This is a genomic window from Streptomyces sp. NBC_01689, from assembly GCF_036250675.1.
Classification (GTDB): Bacteria; Actinomycetota; Actinomycetes; order Streptomycetales; family Streptomycetaceae; genus Streptomyces.
The window spans coordinates 4,510,650-4,529,002 of the sequence record NZ_CP109592.1; the positions used below are offsets into that span (position 1 = coordinate 4,510,650).

18 protein-coding genes are annotated in these 18,353 nt (G+C 71.6%); 5 read left to right on the forward strand and 13 right to left on the reverse strand.

Annotation, left to right across the window (positions count from 1 at the left end):
- Window positions 1-4 precede the first annotated feature (4 nt).
- Window positions 5-364, reverse strand: a complete 360-nt coding sequence (locus OG776_RS19150) for an NADH-quinone oxidoreductase subunit A (protein WP_007383963.1) — start codon at window positions 362-364, stop codon at window positions 5-7.
- A 766-nt stretch (window positions 365-1,130) separates the two neighbouring features.
- Between OG776_RS19150 and OG776_RS19155 the strand changes: the two genes are divergently transcribed.
- Complete coding sequence (locus OG776_RS19155) at window positions 1,131-1,970, forward strand: C40 family peptidase (protein WP_148009956.1); 840 nt, start codon at window positions 1,131-1,133, stop codon at window positions 1,968-1,970.
- Between the two features lie 517 nt (window positions 1,971-2,487).
- Here the strand turns inward: OG776_RS19155 and OG776_RS19160 are convergent.
- Entirely contained in the window at window positions 2,488-3,783 is a 1,296-nt protein-coding gene (locus tag OG776_RS19160) for a geranylgeranyl reductase family protein (RefSeq protein ID WP_148009955.1), read from the reverse strand.
- Window positions 3,784-3,882: 99 nt separating this feature from the next.
- Here OG776_RS19160 and OG776_RS19165 point away from each other — a divergent pair, with 99 nt between their 5' ends.
- Together OG776_RS19165 and OG776_RS19170 are read left to right on the forward strand one after the other, a co-directional pair.
- Window positions 3,883-4,389 carry a GNAT family N-acetyltransferase gene (locus OG776_RS19165; RefSeq protein WP_148009954.1) on the forward strand — a complete coding sequence of 169 codons (507 nt, stop codon included), beginning with the start codon at window positions 3,883-3,885 and terminating at the stop codon, window positions 4,387-4,389.
- A gap of 81 nt (window positions 4,390-4,470) precedes the next feature.
- On the forward strand, window positions 4,471-4,815 hold the full coding sequence (locus OG776_RS19170) for a PASTA domain-containing protein (protein WP_329321834.1): 345 nt from the start codon (window positions 4,471-4,473) through the stop codon (window positions 4,813-4,815).
- Here OG776_RS19170 and OG776_RS19175 read toward each other — a convergent pair.
- The 6 genes from OG776_RS19175 to OG776_RS19200 form a co-directional block, all read right to left on the reverse strand.
- Window positions 4,805-5,497, reverse strand: coding sequence for a demethylmenaquinone methyltransferase (locus OG776_RS19175; protein ID WP_148009952.1), 693 nt, complete (start codon window positions 5,495-5,497; stop codon window positions 4,805-4,807). The genes OG776_RS19170 and OG776_RS19175 overlap by 11 nt on opposite strands.
- 168 nt (window positions 5,498-5,665) lie before the next feature.
- Window positions 5,666-6,265, reverse strand: a complete 600-nt coding sequence (locus OG776_RS19180; RefSeq protein ID WP_148009951.1) for an imidazolonepropionase-like domain-containing protein — start codon at window positions 6,263-6,265, stop codon at window positions 5,666-5,668.
- A gap of 7 nt (window positions 6,266-6,272) precedes the next feature.
- A complete protein-coding gene (gene mqnC / locus OG776_RS19185; RefSeq protein WP_329321837.1) occupies window positions 6,273-7,472 on the reverse strand; it encodes a cyclic dehypoxanthinyl futalosine synthase in 1,200 nt (399 codons plus the stop codon).
- A 71-nt stretch (window positions 7,473-7,543) separates the two neighbouring features.
- Complete coding sequence (locus OG776_RS19190) at window positions 7,544-8,350, reverse strand: prepilin peptidase (RefSeq protein WP_148015070.1); 807 nt, start codon at window positions 8,348-8,350, stop codon at window positions 7,544-7,546.
- A gap of 89 nt (window positions 8,351-8,439) precedes the next feature.
- Entirely contained in the window at window positions 8,440-10,191 is a 1,752-nt protein-coding gene (locus tag OG776_RS19195) for a serine/threonine-protein kinase (protein ID WP_329323731.1), read from the reverse strand.
- Between the two features lie 155 nt (window positions 10,192-10,346).
- Window positions 10,347-11,195, reverse strand: coding sequence for a menaquinone biosynthetic enzyme MqnA/MqnD family protein (locus OG776_RS19200; RefSeq protein ID WP_148009946.1), 849 nt, complete (start codon window positions 11,193-11,195; stop codon window positions 10,347-10,349).
- 343 nt (window positions 11,196-11,538) lie between these two features.
- On the opposite strand from OG776_RS19200, the gene OG776_RS19205 reads away from it, so the two are divergent.
- A complete protein-coding gene (locus tag OG776_RS19205) occupies window positions 11,539-11,742 on the forward strand; it encodes a cold-shock protein (protein WP_148009945.1) in 204 nt (67 codons plus the stop codon).
- Between the two features lie 98 nt (window positions 11,743-11,840).
- On the opposite strand, the gene OG776_RS19210 is transcribed toward OG776_RS19205, so the two are convergent.
- Window positions 11,841-13,742, reverse strand: a complete 1,902-nt coding sequence (locus OG776_RS19210) for an AMP-dependent synthetase/ligase (protein WP_148009944.1) — start codon at window positions 13,740-13,742, stop codon at window positions 11,841-11,843.
- Window positions 13,743-14,359: 617 nt separating this feature from the next.
- Here OG776_RS19210 and OG776_RS19215 point away from each other — a divergent pair.
- Complete coding sequence (locus tag OG776_RS19215; protein ID WP_410093588.1) at window positions 14,360-15,289, forward strand: MaoC family dehydratase; 930 nt, start codon at window positions 14,360-14,362, stop codon at window positions 15,287-15,289.
- On the opposite strand, the gene OG776_RS19220 is transcribed toward OG776_RS19215, so the two are convergent.
- The 4 genes from OG776_RS19220 to mqnE all read right to left on the reverse strand — a co-directional run bounded on the left by OG776_RS19220 (window position 15,286) and on the right by mqnE (window position 18,248).
- On the reverse strand, window positions 15,286-15,978 hold the full coding sequence (locus tag OG776_RS19220) for a TetR/AcrR family transcriptional regulator (RefSeq protein WP_148009938.1): 693 nt from the start codon (window positions 15,976-15,978) through the stop codon (window positions 15,286-15,288). The genes OG776_RS19215 and OG776_RS19220 overlap by 4 nt on opposite strands.
- 84 nt (window positions 15,979-16,062) lie before the next feature.
- Entirely contained in the window at window positions 16,063-16,365 is a 303-nt protein-coding gene (locus OG776_RS19225) for a DUF4229 domain-containing protein (protein WP_148009937.1), read from the reverse strand.
- 95 nt (window positions 16,366-16,460) lie between these two features.
- Window positions 16,461-17,000 (reverse strand): GNAT family N-acetyltransferase, encoded by a 540-nt coding sequence (locus tag OG776_RS19230; RefSeq protein WP_148009936.1) that lies wholly within the window; start codon window positions 16,998-17,000, stop codon window positions 16,461-16,463.
- 84 nt (window positions 17,001-17,084) lie between these two features.
- Window positions 17,085-18,248, reverse strand: a complete 1,164-nt coding sequence (gene mqnE / locus OG776_RS19235; RefSeq protein WP_148009935.1) for an aminofutalosine synthase MqnE — start codon at window positions 18,246-18,248, stop codon at window positions 17,085-17,087.
- Window positions 18,249-18,353: the final 105 nt, after the last annotated feature.

Consider the following 18,353-nt stretch of genomic DNA (forward strand, 5'->3'; position numbering starts at 1 on the left):
CCCCTCAGTCCCATTCCAGGCCGCCGCGCCGCCATACGTACGCGTACGCGACGAAGACGGTGAGCACGAAGAGCAGCATCTCCACGAGCCCGAAAACACCCAGGGCGTCGAAGGTGACGGCCCAGGGGTAGAGGAAGACGATCTCGATGTCGAAGACGATGAAGAGCATCGCCGTCAGGTAGTACTTGATCGGGAAGCGCCCGCCGCCGGCCGGCGTGGGGGTCGGCTCGATACCGCACTCGTAAGCCTCGAGCTTGGCCCGGTTGTATCGCTTTGGACCGATAAGCGTGGCCATGACCACGGAGAAGATCGCAAAGCCTGCCCCGAGGGCTCCCAGTACGAGGATCGGCGCATACGCGTTCACGCTCCTCGCTCCTCTCAGTCGGCACTGACTGCTGGCGGTTGCGTCGGGCCGGTATCGCCGCCCACGCGTCCCGCGAACCCCGTGCGTCCCGACGAAGATCGCGTACATGTGAAGCAGGTCACAAGCCCAACTGCCACGCATCCTATGCCCGCCGGTCTGTGATCTGCGACACGGGGTATTGCACTAGCTTTGTGATCTCCACCACCTGACGAACGATCATGAAGTCGGATGAGCGGTGATCTTCACACGCGAAGCGTCCGCACGGTCACCAGAGGTGACATTTCCGCAAGTCACCCCAGGTCCGAGGTGACGTCTCCATATCAAGAGACTTCCTCCGCATGCAAATTGGCGATGGACGGGAAGGCTTGATAGAGGAGCTCGTTCACACGTCGGAGGGAGGCGTGTGGACGGATGTGGACGACCTTCGCGCGTGCACGCGTTCACGAGCGGCCGGCGTTCGCGATCCACGCGCGGGGCGTCGGGGATCTACGCGCGGGGCATTCGGGATCTACGCGCGGGGCACGCCGCTCCTGAGACGCCCCTGTGACCTGTGACACATCTGTCTATGCGCCAGATAAGCGGGGCTTGGCCACCGGCCGCAACCAGTGGTAGGCGCAGGGCAATTCGGGCGAATCACAGAAACAGCATGATCACAGGCTTGATCATCCCTGTCCGCAATGCCCGTTACGGCGTCAATAAGGAGTGACGCGCACCGGATTCGGCCGCGGATTGAACAACTGTGGCGCACCACACGTTTCTTGAAGGTATGAGGGAGCCCCTGATACCGGTTGTACCCATGTCCCACACCGCTCACATACGTAGCCACCGGAAGCCCCGCCGCAACGCGTCGACGCTCGCGATGCGCGCCGGAGTTGCCGGTGGCGTTCTCAGCACCCTGGCCGTAGCCGGTGCGGCCGGTTCTGCGAGCGCGGCCGAGCCCGTGACGCAGACCCTTGAACTGCCGACCCTGACGGCCGACCTCGCGACCCAGGTCGCCCAGTCCGCGGACGCCACCCAGCAGGCCGCGGCGAACTACGAGTTGCAGGCCGAGCGCGACGCGGCCGCCGCAAAGGCCGCGAAGCAGGCCAAGGCGGACCTCGCCGACGCCAAGAAGAAGGCGGAGGCCAAGAAGAAGGCCGAGGCCGCGCGCAAGGCCGCCGCCGAACAGGCGGCCTCGCGTTCCGCCGCGCGGACCACCCTGTCCGCCTCGGCCTCCACCTCCACGGCCTCGACCGTCTCGGCGCCGGCCAGCGGCAGCGTCGCGACCGTCATCGCCTTCCTCAAGGCGCAGGTCGGTGACGCCTACGTGATGGGCGGGACGGGCCCCAACGCCTGGGACTGCTCCGGTCTGGTGCAGGCCGCGTTCAAGCAGGTCGGTGTCGACCTGCCGCGCGTCTCGCAGGACCAGTCGACGTCCGGTACGCCGGTCTCGCTGTCCAACGTCCAGGTCGGCGACATCCTCTACTGGGGTTCGGCCGGTTCGGCCTACCACGTGGGCGTGTACATCGGTAACGGGCAGTACCTGGACGCCGCCAACCCCTCCAAGGGCGTGGTCATCCAGAACCTTTCGGGCTACCCGGCCACCGGCGCGGTCCGCGTTCTCTGAGCCGCACCCGCCCGCGAAGTCCTACGGCTTGAGGGCCGCCGCCTGAGGGCGGCGGCCCCCGTCGTCGTGTCCGCGGGAGTGCCCTCGGGCCCGTTCGGGCCTCAGAAGGCCTCAGAAGGCCTCGGAGAGGCCTCACAGGGGCTTCACAGCGGCGGGTCCACGGCAGCCGTTCACGGTGACGGGAAGAGCCTGCCGACGGCGGCCGTCGTCCGCTGGCCACCGCGGAGCGCCTCCGCGGCCCTCGCGGGATGCGCCCTGCCACCGGGCGGACGGCGGCGCGCCCGGCGCCCTTTCAGATCGCGGAGCCCCCGTGCCCCGGTCCCCCGTGCTCCCCGGTCCCCCTGCTTCCCGATCCCCCGTGCCTCCGTATCCCGGCGGGCCCGGACACACCTTCAGGGCCAACGCGCGGCCGCGCACCCGGTCCCCCGCCGGCCCCGCACCCGTGGAACCGCCCCGGCGTCCCCCGTCGCGCCGGTCCCGCGGCTCGAAGAGCGCCGCGGGACCCGCGGACCCGGCCTCAGGCCTTCGGGGCCACCTTCGACAGGCCGTTGATGATCCGGTCCATCGCGTCGCCGCCGGTCGGGTCCGTCAGGTTCGCCAGCATCTTGAGGGTGAACTTCATCAGCAGGGGATGGGTCAGACCGCGCTGCGTCGCGATCTTCATGACCTTCGGGTTGCCGATCAGCTTCACGAACGCGCGGCCGAGCGTGTAATAGCCGCCGTAGGTGTCCTTGAGGACGCGGGGGTAGCGCTGGAGGGCCAGCTCGCGCTGCGAGGGGGTCGAGCGGGCGTGGGCCTGGACGATGACGTCCGCGGCGATCTGCCCGGACTCCATGGCATACGCGATGCCCTCGCCGTTGAAGGGGTTCACCAGACCGCCGGCGTCGCCGACCAGCAACAACCCCTTCGTGTAGTGCGGCTGGCGGTTGAAGGCCATCGGGAGGGCCGCGCCGCGGATCGGGCCGGTCATGTTCTCGGGGGTGTAGCCCCAGTCCTCCGGCATCGAGGCGCACCAGGCCTTCAGGACCTCGCGCCAGTCCAGCTCCTTGAAGGAGTCGGAGGTGTTGAGCACACCGAGGCCGACGTTGGACGTCCCGTCGCCCATGCCGAAGATCCAGCCGTAGCCGGGCAGCAGACGGTCCTCGGGGCCCCGGCGGTCCCACAGTTCCAGCCAGGACTCCAGGTAGTCGTCCTCGTGGCGCGGCGAGGTGAAGTACGTACGGACCGCGACGCCCATCGGGCGGTCCTCGCGGCGGTGCAGACCCATCGCCAGCGAGAGACGGGTGGAGTTGCCGTCGGCCGCGACGACCAGCGGAGCGTGGAAGGTGACTTCCCGCTTCTCCCCCGAGTCCCCGAGCTTGGCGTGCACGCCCGTGATGCGGCCCGTGCGGTCGTCGATGATCGGGGCACCGACGTTGCAGCGCTCGAACAGCCGCGCGCCCGCCTTCTGCGCCTGCCGTGCCAGCTGCTCGTCGAAGTCGTCGCGCTTGCGGACGAGTCCGTAGTCCGGGTACGAGGCGAGATCCGGCCAGTCGAGCTGGAGGCGGACACCGCCACCGATGATGCGCAGTCCCTTGTTCCGGAGCCAGCCGGCCTCTTCGGAGATGTCGATGCCCATCGACACGAGCTGCTTGGTCGCGCGCGGGGTCAGCCCGTCACCGCAGACCTTCTCCCGGGGAAAGGCGGTCTTCTCCAGGAGCAGGACGTCGAGACCGGCCTTCGCCAGGTAGTAGGCGGTCGTGGAACCGGCTGGCCCAGCCCCGACGACGATCACATCTGCGGTGTTTTCGGAGAGGGGTTGGGGCTCGGTCACGGCGGGGTCTCCCCAAGACTCGAAATCTGCGTGCTGACGGGCACTGGACATGGGCAGTCTATGCAGCGGTACTGATGACCTGGCTGAAGGGCTGCCCCCGTGAACCGAGCTCTCCCCGACGTCCGACTCCGCGTTCCCACCGACGAGGACGCGTTCGCCTGGCACCGGATCTTCGCCGACCCGGAGGTCATGGCGTTCCACGGCGGCCGGGCGGCCGAGTTGTCCGTGTACGAGGAGCTCACCGCGCGGCAGCGGCGGCACGACGCGGAGCTCGGGTTCTGCCTGTGGACGATGGTGGACCCGGAGGGCGAGGTGCTCGGTTTCACGGGCGCGCAGCCGTGGCCGGGCGAGTGGGGGCCCCGGGGTGAGATCGAGATCGGCTGGCGGCTCGGACGCGCGCACTGGGGCAAGGGCTACGTCACCGCGGCCGCGCTGACCACCCTGGAGCGGGTGCGGGCGGCCGGCGTCGCCCGGGTCGTGGCCATGGTCAGACCCGCCAACGAACGCTCCATCGCCGTCACCCGGCGCGTGGGCATGGAACTGTCCGAGGTCTTCGCCTATCCCCGGCCGGAGGACGCCGCGCACTGCTACCGGCTCACCCTCTGACGGCCCGCGCGGCAGCCGTCGACGCCTTCCGCGGGGGACCGGCCGGGGCTTACCCTGCCGGTACCGCTGGGGGTGACGTCCGTGCGCCTGACACCCGAGACACCCGAAGTGCGCGTACCGCGGCTCGTCGGCCTGATGGCCGTGGACGCGCGGGAGAGGGCCGAGGCGCGCGGTGTGCTGCTCGCCGCGCCCGACCGGCCCGACTTCGCTCTCACCGTCGTCGACTACGTCGTACGCCAGTACCCGCCGCCCGGTTCCGGGATCCCCCGCGGTGCCGTGGTCACCGTGTGGTTCGACCCCGGTGACGCGGAGGGGGGCTCCGGGGTGCGTGAACCGCGGCTGCCGCTCCCGCCGCCGGGAGGGCTGCGCCGGGAGCTCGAAGAGCCGGGCGACCCGTTCGAGGCGCTGAGAACCGTCAGGCCTTGAAGCCCCGGTGCAGGGCGACCACGCCACCCGTGAGGTTCCGCCACGCCGGCTTCGACCAGCCGGCCTTGCGCAGCCGCTCGGCCAGCGCGGGCTGGTCTGGCCACTCCCGGATGGACTCGGCGAGGTACACGTAAGCGTCGGGGTTGGACGACACCGCGCGGGCGACCGGCGGCAGCGCCCGCATCAGGTACTCGGTGTACACCGTGCGGAAGGGCGCCCAGGTCGGGTGCGAGAACTCGCAGATCACGACCCGGCCGCCGGGCTTGGTCACCCGGTACAGCTCGCTCAGCGCCGTGTCGGTGTCCTGGACGTTGCGCAGACCGAAGGAGATCGTCACCGCGTCGAAGGTGTCGTCCTTGAAGGGCAGCTTCGTCGCGTCACCGGCGGTCAGCGGCAGCCAGGGGTGGTTCTTCTTGCCGACCCGGAGCATGCCGAGGGAGAAGTCGCACGGGACGACGTACGCGCCGGTGCGGGCGAAGGGGAGCGACGAGGTCGCGGTGCCGGCCGCCAGGTCCAGGATCTTCTGCGCGGGGCGCGCGTCGACCGCCTTCGCGACCTCTCTGCGCCACACCCGGTCCTGACCGAGCGACAGCAGGTCGTTCGTCAGGTCGTACCGTTCCGCCACGTCGTCGAACATCGAGGCGACTTCGTGCGGCTGCTTGTCCAGGGATGCGCGGGTCACGGCCCCATTGTGGCAGCACGGCACGGGCGGTTCTCCGGCACCCGGCCCGTACGCGGCTCCGGTACCGCCACTCAGGCGAACGCCCCGGCCTCTTCCGGGCGGCCGGGCGACAGAGTTCGGGAGCGTGTGTGTAGGCGTTCGCGGGCCGGGCCGGGGACATCTGCCTGATCAGCGGCCGCGGTACACCAGCCGGCCGCCGATCACGGTCGCCACGCAGGTCCCCGCGCCGCGCCGGACCAGTTCGGCGCGGTCCGCCACGTCGAAGACCGCGAACCGGGCGGGACCGCCCGGCGCCAGCGCCGGCAGCAGGATCAGCGGGGCCGGGGACAGCGCCGCCGGGCCCGGGAGACGGTCCGGCCGCCGTCCCACCGCGAGGCCCGCCCTGCGCACCGCGTCGACCACGGGCCGTGACCGCAACTCCCCGGCCACCGCGACCGTGCCGTGCGCCAGCATCCGCTGGACCCCGCGCCGCGCGCTCGCGCCGAGGCGTGCCGGGTCCGCGCGGAAGATCCGCAGGGCCCGCTCACCGCCGATGGGTTCGGTACCGAAGCCGTCGGCCTCGCGCGGATCGGGGTGGTACGTGGCTTCCAGGAGCTCGGGGCCGTACGGGTTCAGCAGTCCCGGTGTCAGGATGCCGGGCCAGCGCCGTACCTTCGCGTCCGGGTGGGCGGCGGCCAGTTCCTCGTACGGGCCGACTGCGGACACGGCGGCCCCGTCGACCAGGACCGAGGTCCCGGGCGACCGCTCGGCGGTGTGGATCGTCAGCATGGGGAGGTCAGTTGGCGGCCAGAAGCTTCAGCTCGGGGTGGGCGGTGCCGCCCGCGATCGCGGTGGACGAGATGTGCGACATGACCCGCTCGTCGACCGGGTCGTCCGCCGGGTCGTCGTGCACGACGATGTGCTCGTAGGTCGTGGTCCGCTGGGCGGGCACGCGCCCGGCCTTGCGGATCAGGTCGATGATCTCCATACGGTTGGAACGGTGCTTGGCGCCCGCCGAGGAGACGACGTTCTCCTCCAGCATGATCGAGCCGAGGTCGTCCGCGCCGTAGTGCAGCGAGAGCTGGCCGACCTCCTTGCCGGTGGTCAGCCAGGAGCCCTGGATGTGGGCCACGTTGTCGAGGAAGAGCCGGGCGATCGCGATCATGCGCAGGTACTCGAAGAGCGTGGCCTGCGTGCGGCCCTTGAGGTGGTTGTTCTCGGGCTGGTAGGTGTACGGGATGAAGGCGCGGAAACCGCCGGTGCGGTCCTGCACGTCGCGGATCATCCGCAGGTGCTCGATGCGCTCGGCGTTGGTCTCGCCGGTGCCCATGAGCATGGTGGAGGTGGATTCGACGCCCAGGCCGTGCGCGATCTCCATGATCTCCAGCCAGCGTTCGCCGGACTCCTTGAGCGGGGCGATGGCCTTGCGCGGGCGGGCGGGCAGCAGTTCGGCGCCGGCGCCCGCGAAGGAGTCCAGGCCCGCGGTGTGGATGCGGGTGATGGCCTCCTCCACGCCGACCTTGGAGATCCGGGCCATGTGCTCGACCTCGGAGGCGCCCAGCGAGTGGATGACCAGCTGGGGGAAGTTCTCCTTGATCGCGGAGAAGTGCTCCTCGTAGTACTCGACGCCGTAGTCGGGGTGGTGGCCGCCCTGGAACATGATCTGGGTGCCGCCGAGTTCGACGGTCTCCGCGCAGCGGCGCAGGATGTCGTCGAGGTCGCGGCTCCAGCCCTTGGCGGTGTCCTTCGGCGCGGCGTAGAAGGCGCAGAACTTGCACGCCGTGACGCACACGTTGGTGTAGTTGATGTTCCGCTCGATGATGTACGTCGCGATGTGCCCGGTACCGGCGTACCTGCGGCGGCGTACGGCGTCGGCGGCGGCGCCCAGCGCGTGCAGCGGAGCGTCACGGTAGAGGTCGAGGGCCTCTTCCGGGGTGATGCGCCCGCCCTCGGCGGCACGGTCGAGGACGGACTGAAGGTCGGCCTTCTCGGTCACCGGGAACGTCCCTTTCATAAGGGTGTGGACGGACCCGGCCAGCCTACGCCAGCCCCACCAGGACCCCGACGTCAGGCCGCGTACGCCCCCATCAGCAGCCCGACGTACGCCCCGGCGATCAGGAACGGACCGAACGGGATCGACGTCCTGCGCCCGGCCCGGCGCGCGAGCACCAGCCCCAGTCCGAACAGACCGCCGAACAGGAACCCGGCGAAGGTGCCGAGGACGACGGTCCCCCAGCCGTACCAGCCGAGCACCGCCCCGAGTCCGGGCGCGAGCTTCACGTCCCCGAACCCCATGCCGTTCGGATTGACGAGGAAGAGGAGGAAGTAGGCGCCGCCGAGCGCGAGGGCCCCGAACAGCGCGGTGGACCAGGTCCCGGCGTGCTCGGGCAGCACACCGGCCGCGCCCAGCAGCGCGAGCGCGAGGCCCGCGAGCGGGAGGGTGAGCACGTCCGGCAGCCGCTGCACCCTGAAGTCCACGACCGCGAGCAGCACGCCGAGCGGCGCGAGCAGCAGCCAGGCGGCGAGCTCGGGACGGGTTCCGGTGGCTAGGGCGAGACCGGCGCAGACGAGGGCGGTGGCGAGCGCCACGAGGGGCGTGCGCGGTCCGTACGACGTCCTGGCGGCGAGCCGGGCCGGGTGTCCCGCGGCGCCGGACACCGCCGGCACCGGACGGCCGGCGCACTCGGCGCAGCGGGCGAGCCCGAGCCAGCCGCCGGCGGCGCCGGTGAGGACGTGCCCGCCGGGACACCGGTCCCGCCACGGTTCGTCCGGCTCGACCGAGAAGCGGTGGGCGGCCCGTGGCACGAGCGCACCCGCCGCCGCGCCCCAGGCGGCGGCGCCCGCGGTCAGCCAGAGAACGGGGTCCACGCCCACACCCTACGCAGCGGGCAGCCGTCCGGGCAGGGCCCGCCGCCCCGGACCCGCCGGTCCCGTTCGGCGCTCTTGAGCCGTGCGCGTCCGGCTCAGTGCGTCTGTTTCGACAGCCGGGCCACCGGGTCGCCCGCGTCGGGGTTGTCGGTCTCGTACTTGAGCTCGCCCCCGGCCGGGGTCAGCCGCACCTCGTGACTGCCCGTCGTGCAGGTGCCGGGGTTGGACTTCCTGGCGACGCTCGTCGCGGTGAGCCGTCCGTCCGTGACCTTCTTCAGGACGAGGTCGTCCTCGCAGACGCCCCCGATCAGGTCGGTCGAGCGGAAGGTGCCCAGATCCTTGCCCACGGCGGCCCGGTGCAGGGTGAGGCGGAAGGTGCCCGCGGGCAGTTTCCCGTCCAGCGCGTAGGCGTCGCCCTCCCAGGTGCCGAGGTACTTCGCGGGCACCGCGCCGAGCCCGGTGTCCGCCGTACCGGACGGGGGCGGGGACGCCGCGGGACGGCTCGCCGCCGAGTCCGAGCCGCTGGAGTCCGACGAGTGAGCGCCGCCCGGCAGCAGGTCGAAGAGGAAGGCGGAGCCCACCGTCACCGCCGCGAGCGCTCCGGCGACGGCCAGGGCGACCGTGCAACTGACCCTGCGGCCACGGCCGTCCGTACCCGGGACCGAGGTCGTGGCCAGGCTCACGGAGACCTTGCCGGTGCCGTGGCCGGGGTGGGCGGGAGGGCCGTCGCGGAGCTCGGCCGCGTCCCGCGGCTGGCGCTGGTCCGGCACGTGCGTGGGGTGCGCGGGCGTGGGGTGCGCGGGGTACGGCGGCATCGCGGGCGGCGGTCCGAAGACCCCGCCGGCCGCGGGGGTCCCGGCGCCGGGGGTTCCTGCTTCCGGTGTGCCGGTGCCCGCGTCCGTGCCCCGCCCGTCGAACCCCACCGGACCCGACCCCGGCGGCGCGGTCTGGGCCGCCTCCAGGTTCAGCAGCTGGACCGCGCCGCGGCTGACCTGTTCGACCAGCCGGCCCGGCAGCCATCCGGCCGCCACCGAACGGGCCGCTCCGTCGGGGGCCAGCCGGGCCGCCACCTCGGCGGGGGCCGGCCGCCCGTCCGGGTTCTTCGCCAGACAGGCCGCCGCCAGTTCCCGCAGGTCGCCCTCCAGGGAGCCGAGCCGGGGTTCCTCGTGCACCACCTTGTAGAGGAGGGCGGCGGAGGAGTCGCCGGGAAAGGGGGACTCGCCCGTCGCCGCGTACACCAGGACCGCGCCGAGCGAGAAGACGTCGGCCGCCCCCGTGACCGCCTTGCCGAGGATCTGTTCCGGCGACATGTAGCCGGGGGAGCCGACGGAGACGCCCGTCGAGGTCAGCGAGGCCGTGCCGTCGGTCGCGCGGGCGATGCCGAAGTCGATGAGGAGGGGGCCGTCGAGGGTCAGCAGGACGTTGGACGGCTTGACGTCGCGGTGGACGAGACCGAGCACGTGGACCGCGCCGAGCGCCTCGGCGAGGCCCGCGCCCAGGACCCGTACGGACGGGACCGGCAGCGGGCCGGTGTCCGCGACGGCGGCCGCGACGGAGGGACCGGCCGCGTACCCGGTCGCCACCCAGGGCACCGGCGCCTCCGGGTCCGCGTCCAGGACGGGGGCCGTCCACGCGCCGCCCACCCGGCGCGCGGCCTCCACCTCGCGGCGGAAGCGGGCGCGGAACTCCTCGTCCAGCGCGAAATGCGGGTGCACGATCTTGACCGCGACCGTACGCCCGCCCGCGCTGCGGCCCAGGTACACGCGCCCCATGCCGCCGGAGCCGAGCCGGCCGAGCAGCCGGTAGGGCCCCACGACCGTGGGTTCGTCGACTCCGAGCGGCTGCATGACACTCACAGCTCATCCCTCCCCCGTACGCACTGGACGCACTGCCCAGCAGGGTAGTTCCGTACGCCTCCGAGCGCCCCGGGCCCCAGGGCTTCGGGTCCCCGCTCCCCGGGAGACCAGGGAACCTGGGAACCAGGGAACGAGGACCCGGTGCTTCAGGGCTTCAGCAGTTCCACCCGTACGTCCGCCGGGAACCCGGTGGTGGAGCCGACCCGCCGCGCGAACTCCCGCACGGCCTCCAGCTGCGGGGCCCCGAAGCGGAAGTCGAGCGTGGTGAAGTACTGCTCCAGCACCCGCTCGTCGAAGGCCTCCCAGCGGGCCGCCTGTTCGGCGACCTTGGAGACCTCGTCGAGGGAGAGGTCCCGGGAGGAGAGGAACGCCTCGTGCACCTTGCGGGTGACGAGCGGCTCGCGCTCCAGGTAGTCGCGTCGCGCGGCCCAGACGGCGAAGACGAACGGGAGCCCCGTCCATTCCTTCCACAGGGTGCCGAGGTCGTGCACCTGCAGGCCGAACTTCGGCCCGTCGAGCAGGTTGGCCCGCAGCGCCGCGTCCCCGATGAGCACGGCGGCGTCGGCCTCCTGCATCATCAGGCTCAGGTCGGGCGGGCACGTGTAGTAGGACGGCCGGACCCCCACGCTCTCGGCCAGCAGCAGCTGCGCCAGGCGTACCGACGTGCGGGAGGTCGAGCCGAGGGCGACCCTGGCGCCGTCCAGCCGGTCCAGCGGGACCTGCGAGACGATCACGCAGGACATCACCGGGCCGTCGCAGCCGACCGCGATGTCGGGGAAGGCCACCAGCTCGTCGGCGTGCTTGAGGAACTCGACGAGCGTGATGGGCCCGATGTCGAGATCGCCCTGCACCAGTTTCTCGCTGAGCTTCTCGGGGGTGTCCTTGGTGAGCTCGAAGTCGAGGAGCGTTCCCGTTCTCGCGAGCCCCCAGTAGAGGGGCAGGCAGTTGAGGAACTGGATGTGGCCGACGCGCGGCCGGGTGCGAGAATTGTCCACATCGCGAGGCTAGACCCCATGCGGTACGGTGCAGTCCTCAGGGTCCCCGGGAAGCCCGAGCGGGCTTCCGGACCCTCTGCGGCCACCCTTCCTTCGGTGGGCCGACATCACGATGTCAACGTAAACGCCGGACCGGTCAGACGTCCGGGTGACGTGATCTTTCCCCCTATTGCTTTCGGCTGCCCGCGTGCTAGGCTCGCCGCAAGTTGCAGTTTGGTTTCCCTTGCAGTACAGAGCCTGCGGAGCATGTGACCGCGGGCTCTCGTCGTTTTCAGACGTATGCAGTTGTTTACACAATCGCAGGTTCTGGAGCAGGGCAACCCTTTGGGCCCAAGGAGGGCTTATGGCTACCGGAACCGTGAAGTGGTTCAACGCCGAAAAGGGCTTTGGTTTCATCGCCCAGGAAGGCGGCGGCCCGGACGTCTTCGTCCACTACTCCGCGATCAACGCGAGCGGTTTCCGCTCTCTCGAAGAGAACCAGGCGGTTTCCTTCGACGTCACGCAGGGTCCGAAGGGCCCGCAGGCGGAGAACGTCACCCCGCTCTAAGCCTTCGGCTCCATGAGCCCAATGCTTTGATCCGGAACGGATAGCAGTACCCAAGGAGCCCCGCGCCAGCCGGTCGCGGGGCTCCTGCCTTTCCCGGCTCAGGGATTCAGGTACAGGCTCTCGATCTCCTTGCCGAAGTCACGTTCGATCGCCGACCTCTTGAGCTTCAGGGTGGGCGTCACATGGCCGGCCTCCTCCGTGAAGTCCACCGGAAGGACGGCGAAGCGGCGGATCGACTCGGGGCGCGAGACGAGCTTGTTGGCCTCGTCGATCGCGCGCTGGACGATGACGTTCAACTCGGGGTCGTCGACGAGGAGCTCCGGCGGCACGGGATGCTTGCCGATCATCTGACGCCAGTGGGTGATGCCGTCGAGGTCGAGGGTGACGAGCGCGGTGACGTACGGCCGGCGGTCGCCGAGGACGATGCACTGGGAGATCAGCGGGTGTGAGCGGAGCCAGTTCTCCAGGGGCGCGGGGGCCACGCTCTTGCCGCCCGCGGTGATCAGGATCTCCTTCTTGCGGCCGGTGATGGAGAGATAGCCGCCGTCGTCCAGCTCACCGATGTCGCCGGTGGCGAACCAGCCGTCGGGAGCCGCGTCGACCACTCCGCCCGCGTGCGGGTCCCAGTAACCCCGGAAGATCTGTCCGCCGCTCAGCAGGACCTCACCGTCCCCCGCGATCCGCACCCGGGTGCCCGGCAGCGGCCAGCCCACCGTCCCCAGCCGGGGCTTGAGCGGGGGCGTGACCGTGGCGGCCGCGGTGGCCTCCGTCAGTCCGTACCCCTCGTAGATCTCGATGCCGGCGCCCGCGTAGAACGCGGCGAGGCGCCGGCCCAGCGGGGAGCCGCCGCAGATCGCGTAGCGGACCCGGCCGCCGAGCGCGTTGCGGATGCGCCGGTAGACCAGCGGATCGTAGAGGGCACGGGCCGCCCGCAGGGAGCGGGACGGGCCCGGGCCGGTGCCGTGCTGCCGGGCCTCGACCGCCTCGCCGTAGCCGCACGCGATGCGCGCCGCCCGGTCGAAGGACGCGCCGCGGCCCATCTTCTCGGCCGTCGCCCGGCCGGTGTTGAACACCTTCTCCAGGACGTACGGGATGGCCAGCAGGAACGTGGGCCGGAAGCTCGCGAGGTCGGCGAGCAGGTCCTCGGTGCTCAGGCTCGGCGCGTGCCCGAGCCGTACCCGGGCGCGCAGACAGGCCACCGCGACCATCCGTCCGAAGACGTGCGAGAGCGGAAGGAACAGGAGCATGGACGCGGCGTCCGAGGTCTTGCTCCGGAAGATCGGGTAGAGCAGCTCGACCGCGTTGTCGATCTCGGCGAAGAAATTGCCGTGGGTGAGCGCGCAGCCCTTGGGGCGGCCGGTCGTGCCCGAGGTGTAGATGAGCGTGGCGAGCGTGTCGGGGCCCAGCACGCCACGGCGTACGGCGACCTCCTGGTCCGGCACGTCCCGGCCCCGCTCGGCCAGCCGTTCCAGGTGCCCCTTGTCGAAGACCCACATGTGCCGCAGGTCGGGGATCCGGTCGCGCTCCGGGCCGAGCGCGGACGCCTGGGCCATGGTCTCGGTGGCGAGGGCGACGGCTCCCGAGTCCTGGAGGATCCAGCGGACCTGGAACACGGAGGAGGTCGGGTAGACGGGCACGGTGACGAGCCCGGCGGCCCAGGCGGCGAAGTCGAGCAGCGTCCACTCGTACGTCGTGCGGGCCATGATCGCGATGCGGTCGCCCGGGGCCAGACCCTCGGCTATCAGCCCCTTCGCGACCGCGAGGACCTGGGCGGCGAACTCGGCCGCCGTGACGTCCTGCCAGCCGCCGTCGGGGTCCTTGCGGCTGAGGACCGGGGCCCCGGGTGCCTCGGCGGCGTTGTCGAACGGGATGTCGGCGAGGGAGCCGTGGGTCACCGGGGCGACCAGGGACGGCACGGACACCTCGCGCACGACGCCGTCCAACCGCCTGATCTCGGGCTCCACGAGGGAGGGCGGGGAGTGGTACGACGGGCTGGGCACGGGGCGACTCCTTCGTCTGCCGGGACTGTTCTGCCGGGGCCGTTCGGCCGGGCCGTTCCGCTGGGGCCGGGGCGGTGTGAGGGTGTCGATGCCTCATACGGGCCTGGGGGGCGGGGGGTTCACAAGGGGGTGAACCCGGGGGGTGTACGGGCCGGGTGAGCGGGATCGTACGGGGCCGGGGTGTGGGGTTTGTGGGTGTTTGGGGCGGGCGCGGTGCGAGTTACCCGAGGTAGCCCTTTTCTTCGCCCCCGCCGCCCCTACCCGTCCCGTCCCCGGAGCCGCGCCCCGGAGCCCGCCCGGGGGCCGCGCCCCCGGACCCCCTGCGGGGCTCCGCCCCCGCGCCCCGCCAAGGGGCTGCCGCCCCCTGGACCCCCGCATCACCCGAAGGGCTCGTCCTCAAACGCCGGACGGGCTGAAGATGCGTGCCTGCGCTTCACCACTCCAGAAGCCCGCCCCCGAACACCGGACGGGCTGCATGCAAGCGCCGGGCGGGCTGAATGGTGGCCGGGGGTACATGTCCGTCCTCTCGCGTCCTCGGCTTACCGCAGGTAACTTACTCTGAGGTAAATTCGAGCCCCGCTGGGAGTTGGACCGTGGCCGACCGCCATGAGCTCTTCGTGACCGACCGTCCGTTCCCCGATACGGGGACCCTCACGCTCGCCGCTCCCCCGGCGCTCACCCCTCACCTGCTGCGCGGTGCGCTCCGCTCGCCCTTCAAGCGGCCCCGTCCGGACGCCTCGGTTCCGCCGGGGCGGCTCGTCGTCCGGGATCTCCGCGTCGACCTCGCCCGCCTGGCCGCCTACGAACGCGTCTGCGGCTTCGCCACCGGATCGGACGCGGTGCCGGTCACCTACCCGCACGTGCTCGGCTTCCCGCTCGCCATGCGGGTCATGGCGAGCCGCCCGTTCCCGCTGCCGCTGCTCGGGCTGGTGCACACCTCCCTCGAAATCAGGCAGTGGCGCGCGCCGGCCGCCACCGGAACGTACGGACTCTCCGTGTACGTCGAGGGACTGGCCCCGCACCGCCGTGGGACCGAGGCGCGGATCGTGACCGAGATGCGGGACGCCGGTGAACTCGTGTGGGCGTCGCGCAGCACCTATCTGGCACGGCACCGGACGGACGCGGGCACCCTTCCGGCATCCCCGGAGCCGGCGCCGCCCGGGAGCGCGGACGCGGCGGCACCTCCGCTGACCGCCCGTGCCGAGTGGCGTCTCGGCGCCGACGTGGGGCGTCGCTACGGTGCCGTGTCGGGGGACCGCAACCCCATCCACCTGCACCCGCTCACCGCCCGCCTCTTCGGCTTCCCCCGGGCGGTCGCGCACGGCATGTGGTCCGTCGCCCGCTGCCTCGCGCAACAGGGGCCGCTGGGACCGGTCCAGGTGCGCGCGGACTTCAAGGCCCCCGTCCCCCTGCCGGGCACCGTCGTCTACGCCGCCGACGGCCCGGCGTTCGCGCTCCGCGCCCCGGCGGACGCCGGGGAGACGGGCCGTCCGCATCTCACCGGGGAGGTGCGCCGCCGGCCGGGAACGGGGGCGGGTCCGGTCTAGGCCGGCTCCGGCCGGGGGCCGGGGCCTGCCTGGGCGTCGGCCGGGAGCGGCGGCGGGGGCGACCAGGGGCGGTTCTCCATGAGGCCGCCGAGGCCCGCCCAGGCGAAGTTCATCAGGGTCGCCGCGGCCTGCCGCGCGGAGACGCCCGGCGTGGCGTTGGCCCAGGCCGCCAGGGACTCGGCGGCGCCGACGAGGGCCTCGGCGAGCCCGGCGACCTCGTGCTCGGGAAGGGACGGGTCGCGGTGCGCCTCGCGCGCGGCGACGACGATCAGCCGGGTGACGAACGCGACGAGTTCCTCGCGCATCGCGGCGACCTCGGAGGTGAACGGCTCTCCGTGCGTGCGCGCCTGACGGTGCAGCACCGACCAGCCGTCGGGGTTGCGCGCCGTATGGGTGAAGAACGCCCGCAGGCCTTCCCAGAGTTGGCGGTCGGCGGGCAGCCCCGGCACGACACCCGCGCGCACCGCGGCGGTCAGAGCCACGGCCTCACGCCGGATGCAGGCGGTGAACAGGTCTTCCTTGGAGTTCAGGTACAGGTAGACCAACGGCTTGGACACGCCCGCCAGTTCGGCGATCTCGTCCATCGACGCGGACCGGTAGCCCCGCCGGCCGAAGGTCCGCACCGCGGCGTCGAGCATCTGCTGCTCACGCACCGCACGCGGCATCCGCTTGTTCTTCACAGCACCCATACGGGCAAGCGTACGATCGGCCGCCGCCGCACCCGCACCGGGAAAACGCGGGGCCGGGGCCGTACGGCCGGTGGCGCGGAGGTGTCAGGAGGGCCGGCCCTGCGCGCCGCGGGCGGCGTCGTCGGCGTGGTCCTCCTGGCGGCGGTTCTCCTCCAGGTTGGCCCTCGCCCGGTCCACGCGGGCGACGACCTGGGCGGAGGCCCGGTCCCGCTCCTTGCGCAGCACGACGAAGCTGATCGGCGCGGAGATCACCAGCGCGAGCAGGACCACCCACATGTAGTTGGAGTCGCCCAGACCGCGCGGAGCGATGCCCGAGTAGACGAGGCCCCAGACGACCACGAGGCAGCCTGCGAAGATACCGAGGCGCATCAGTGTGTAGCGGCCCATGTCAATCCACTCTTCCGTTCCGAATCCGTTTCGAACGTTCCCAAAGGGCACCGTCCAGTGAAGCACGCCGGGAGCGCGGATCACTCAGGGGGTCCTCACTCCCCGCGCGGCAGAGGCAGCAGCATGACGATGTCGTCCCGGTCGTCGCCCGGCGCGACCCGTATCGCGTCGGGCACCCGGCCGACCTCCTTGTAGCCGCAGGAGGCGTAGAAGCGCTCCAGTCCCTCCCCGCCCCGGCAGGTGAGCCGGAGCGCGTCGAGGCCGAGGTCGCGGGCGTACCGCTCGGCCTCGTGGAGCAGTTCGACACCGTGGCCGCGGCCCTGGAGCGCCGGGTCGACCATGACGGTGTAGAGCCAGGCCCAGTGGCGCATCAGGGGGTGTTCGTTGAAGGAGAGGAAGGCGGTGGCGGCGAGCCTGCCGTCGGCACCGAAGGCCGCGAGCAGCCGGGTGCGGCCCTCGGCCACGGCGCCGAGGTGGGCCTCGGCGCGGGGGCGTATGTCGGCGGGGGTCACGGGCGGCACGAAACCGACCGAGCCGCCCGCGTTGGTGACGTCCGTCCAGAGCGTGAGCAGCTGGTCGGGCAGGGTCCGGGGCGGCTTCGTGTCCTCGGTGAAGAGGGTGAACGTGAGTGGCACGGTCACCCAGGCTAGAACACGGACCGCGCGCCTCCCTCAACCGCGGAGGTCGCTCCGTCGAACAGTGGCAGGCGCCCCGGTGCGTCAGACGCGCATCGCCTGCGGGGCCTCCCGGCGCGCCGGGTCGGGGCCGTCGTACTCGCGGATGATCTCGTAGCGGGTGTTGCGCTCCACGGGACGGAAGCCGGCGTCGCGGATCAGGTCGAGCAGGTCCTCGCGGGTCAGCTTGTTCGGGGTGCCGTAGTTGTCCGCGTCGTGCGTGATCTTGTACTCGACGACCGAGCCGTCCATGTCGTCCGCGCCGTGCTGCAGGGCGAGCTGGGCCGTCTGCACGCCGTGCATGACCCAGAAGACCTTGACGTGCGGGACGTTGTCGAACAGCAGCCGGGAGACGGCGAAGGTCTTCAGCGCCTCGGCGCCGGTCGCCATCTGGGTGCGCGCCTGCAGCTTGTTGCGGACCTTGCCGTCCTTCATGTCCACGAAGTCGTGCTGGTAGCGCAGCGGGATGAAGACCTGGAAACCGCCGGTCTCGTCCTGCAGCTCACGCAGCCTGAGGACGTGGTCGACCCGGTGGCGGGGCTCCTCGATGTGCCCGTACAGCATCGTCGCGGGGGTCTTGAGGCCCTTGGAGTGCGCCAGCCGGTGGATGCGCGACCAGTCCTCCCAGTGGGTGCGGTGGTCGACGATGTGCTGACGCACCTCCCAGTCGAAGATCTCCGCGCCGCCACCCGTCAGCGACTCCAGACCGGCGTCGATCAGCTCGTCCAGGATGTCGGACGCCGACAGGCCGGAGATGGTCTCGAAGTGGTGGATCTCCGTCGCCGTGAACGCCTTGAGCGAGACGTTCGGCAGCGCCCTCTTCAGCTCGCTGAGGGAGCGCGGGTAGTAGCGCCAGGGGAGGTTCGGGTGCAGGCCGTTGACGATGTGCAGCTCGGTGAGGTTCTCGTTCTCCATCGCCTTGGCGAGGCGGACGGCCTCCTCGATGCGCATGGTGTACGCGTCCTTCTCGCCCGGCTTGCGCTGGAAGGAGCAGTAGGCGCACGACGCGGTGCACACGTTCGTCATGTTGAGGTGGCGGTTGACGTTGAAGTGGACGACGTCGCCGTTCTTCCGCGTGCGCACCTCGTGGGCGAGTCCGCCCAGCCAGGCCAGGTCGTCCGACTCGTAGAGCGCGATGCCGTCCTCGCGGGTCAGCCGCTCACCGGCCCGGACCTTGTCCTCCAGCTCGCGCTTGAGCCCGACATCCATGCTCACACCTTTCTCCGACAGACCCCCCAACCGTACGCCCCGCCAGGTCACCGCCGGTTCACGGCCCCGCCGGGGGCGCCGGCGGGCGCGGGGAACGGGTCCTGG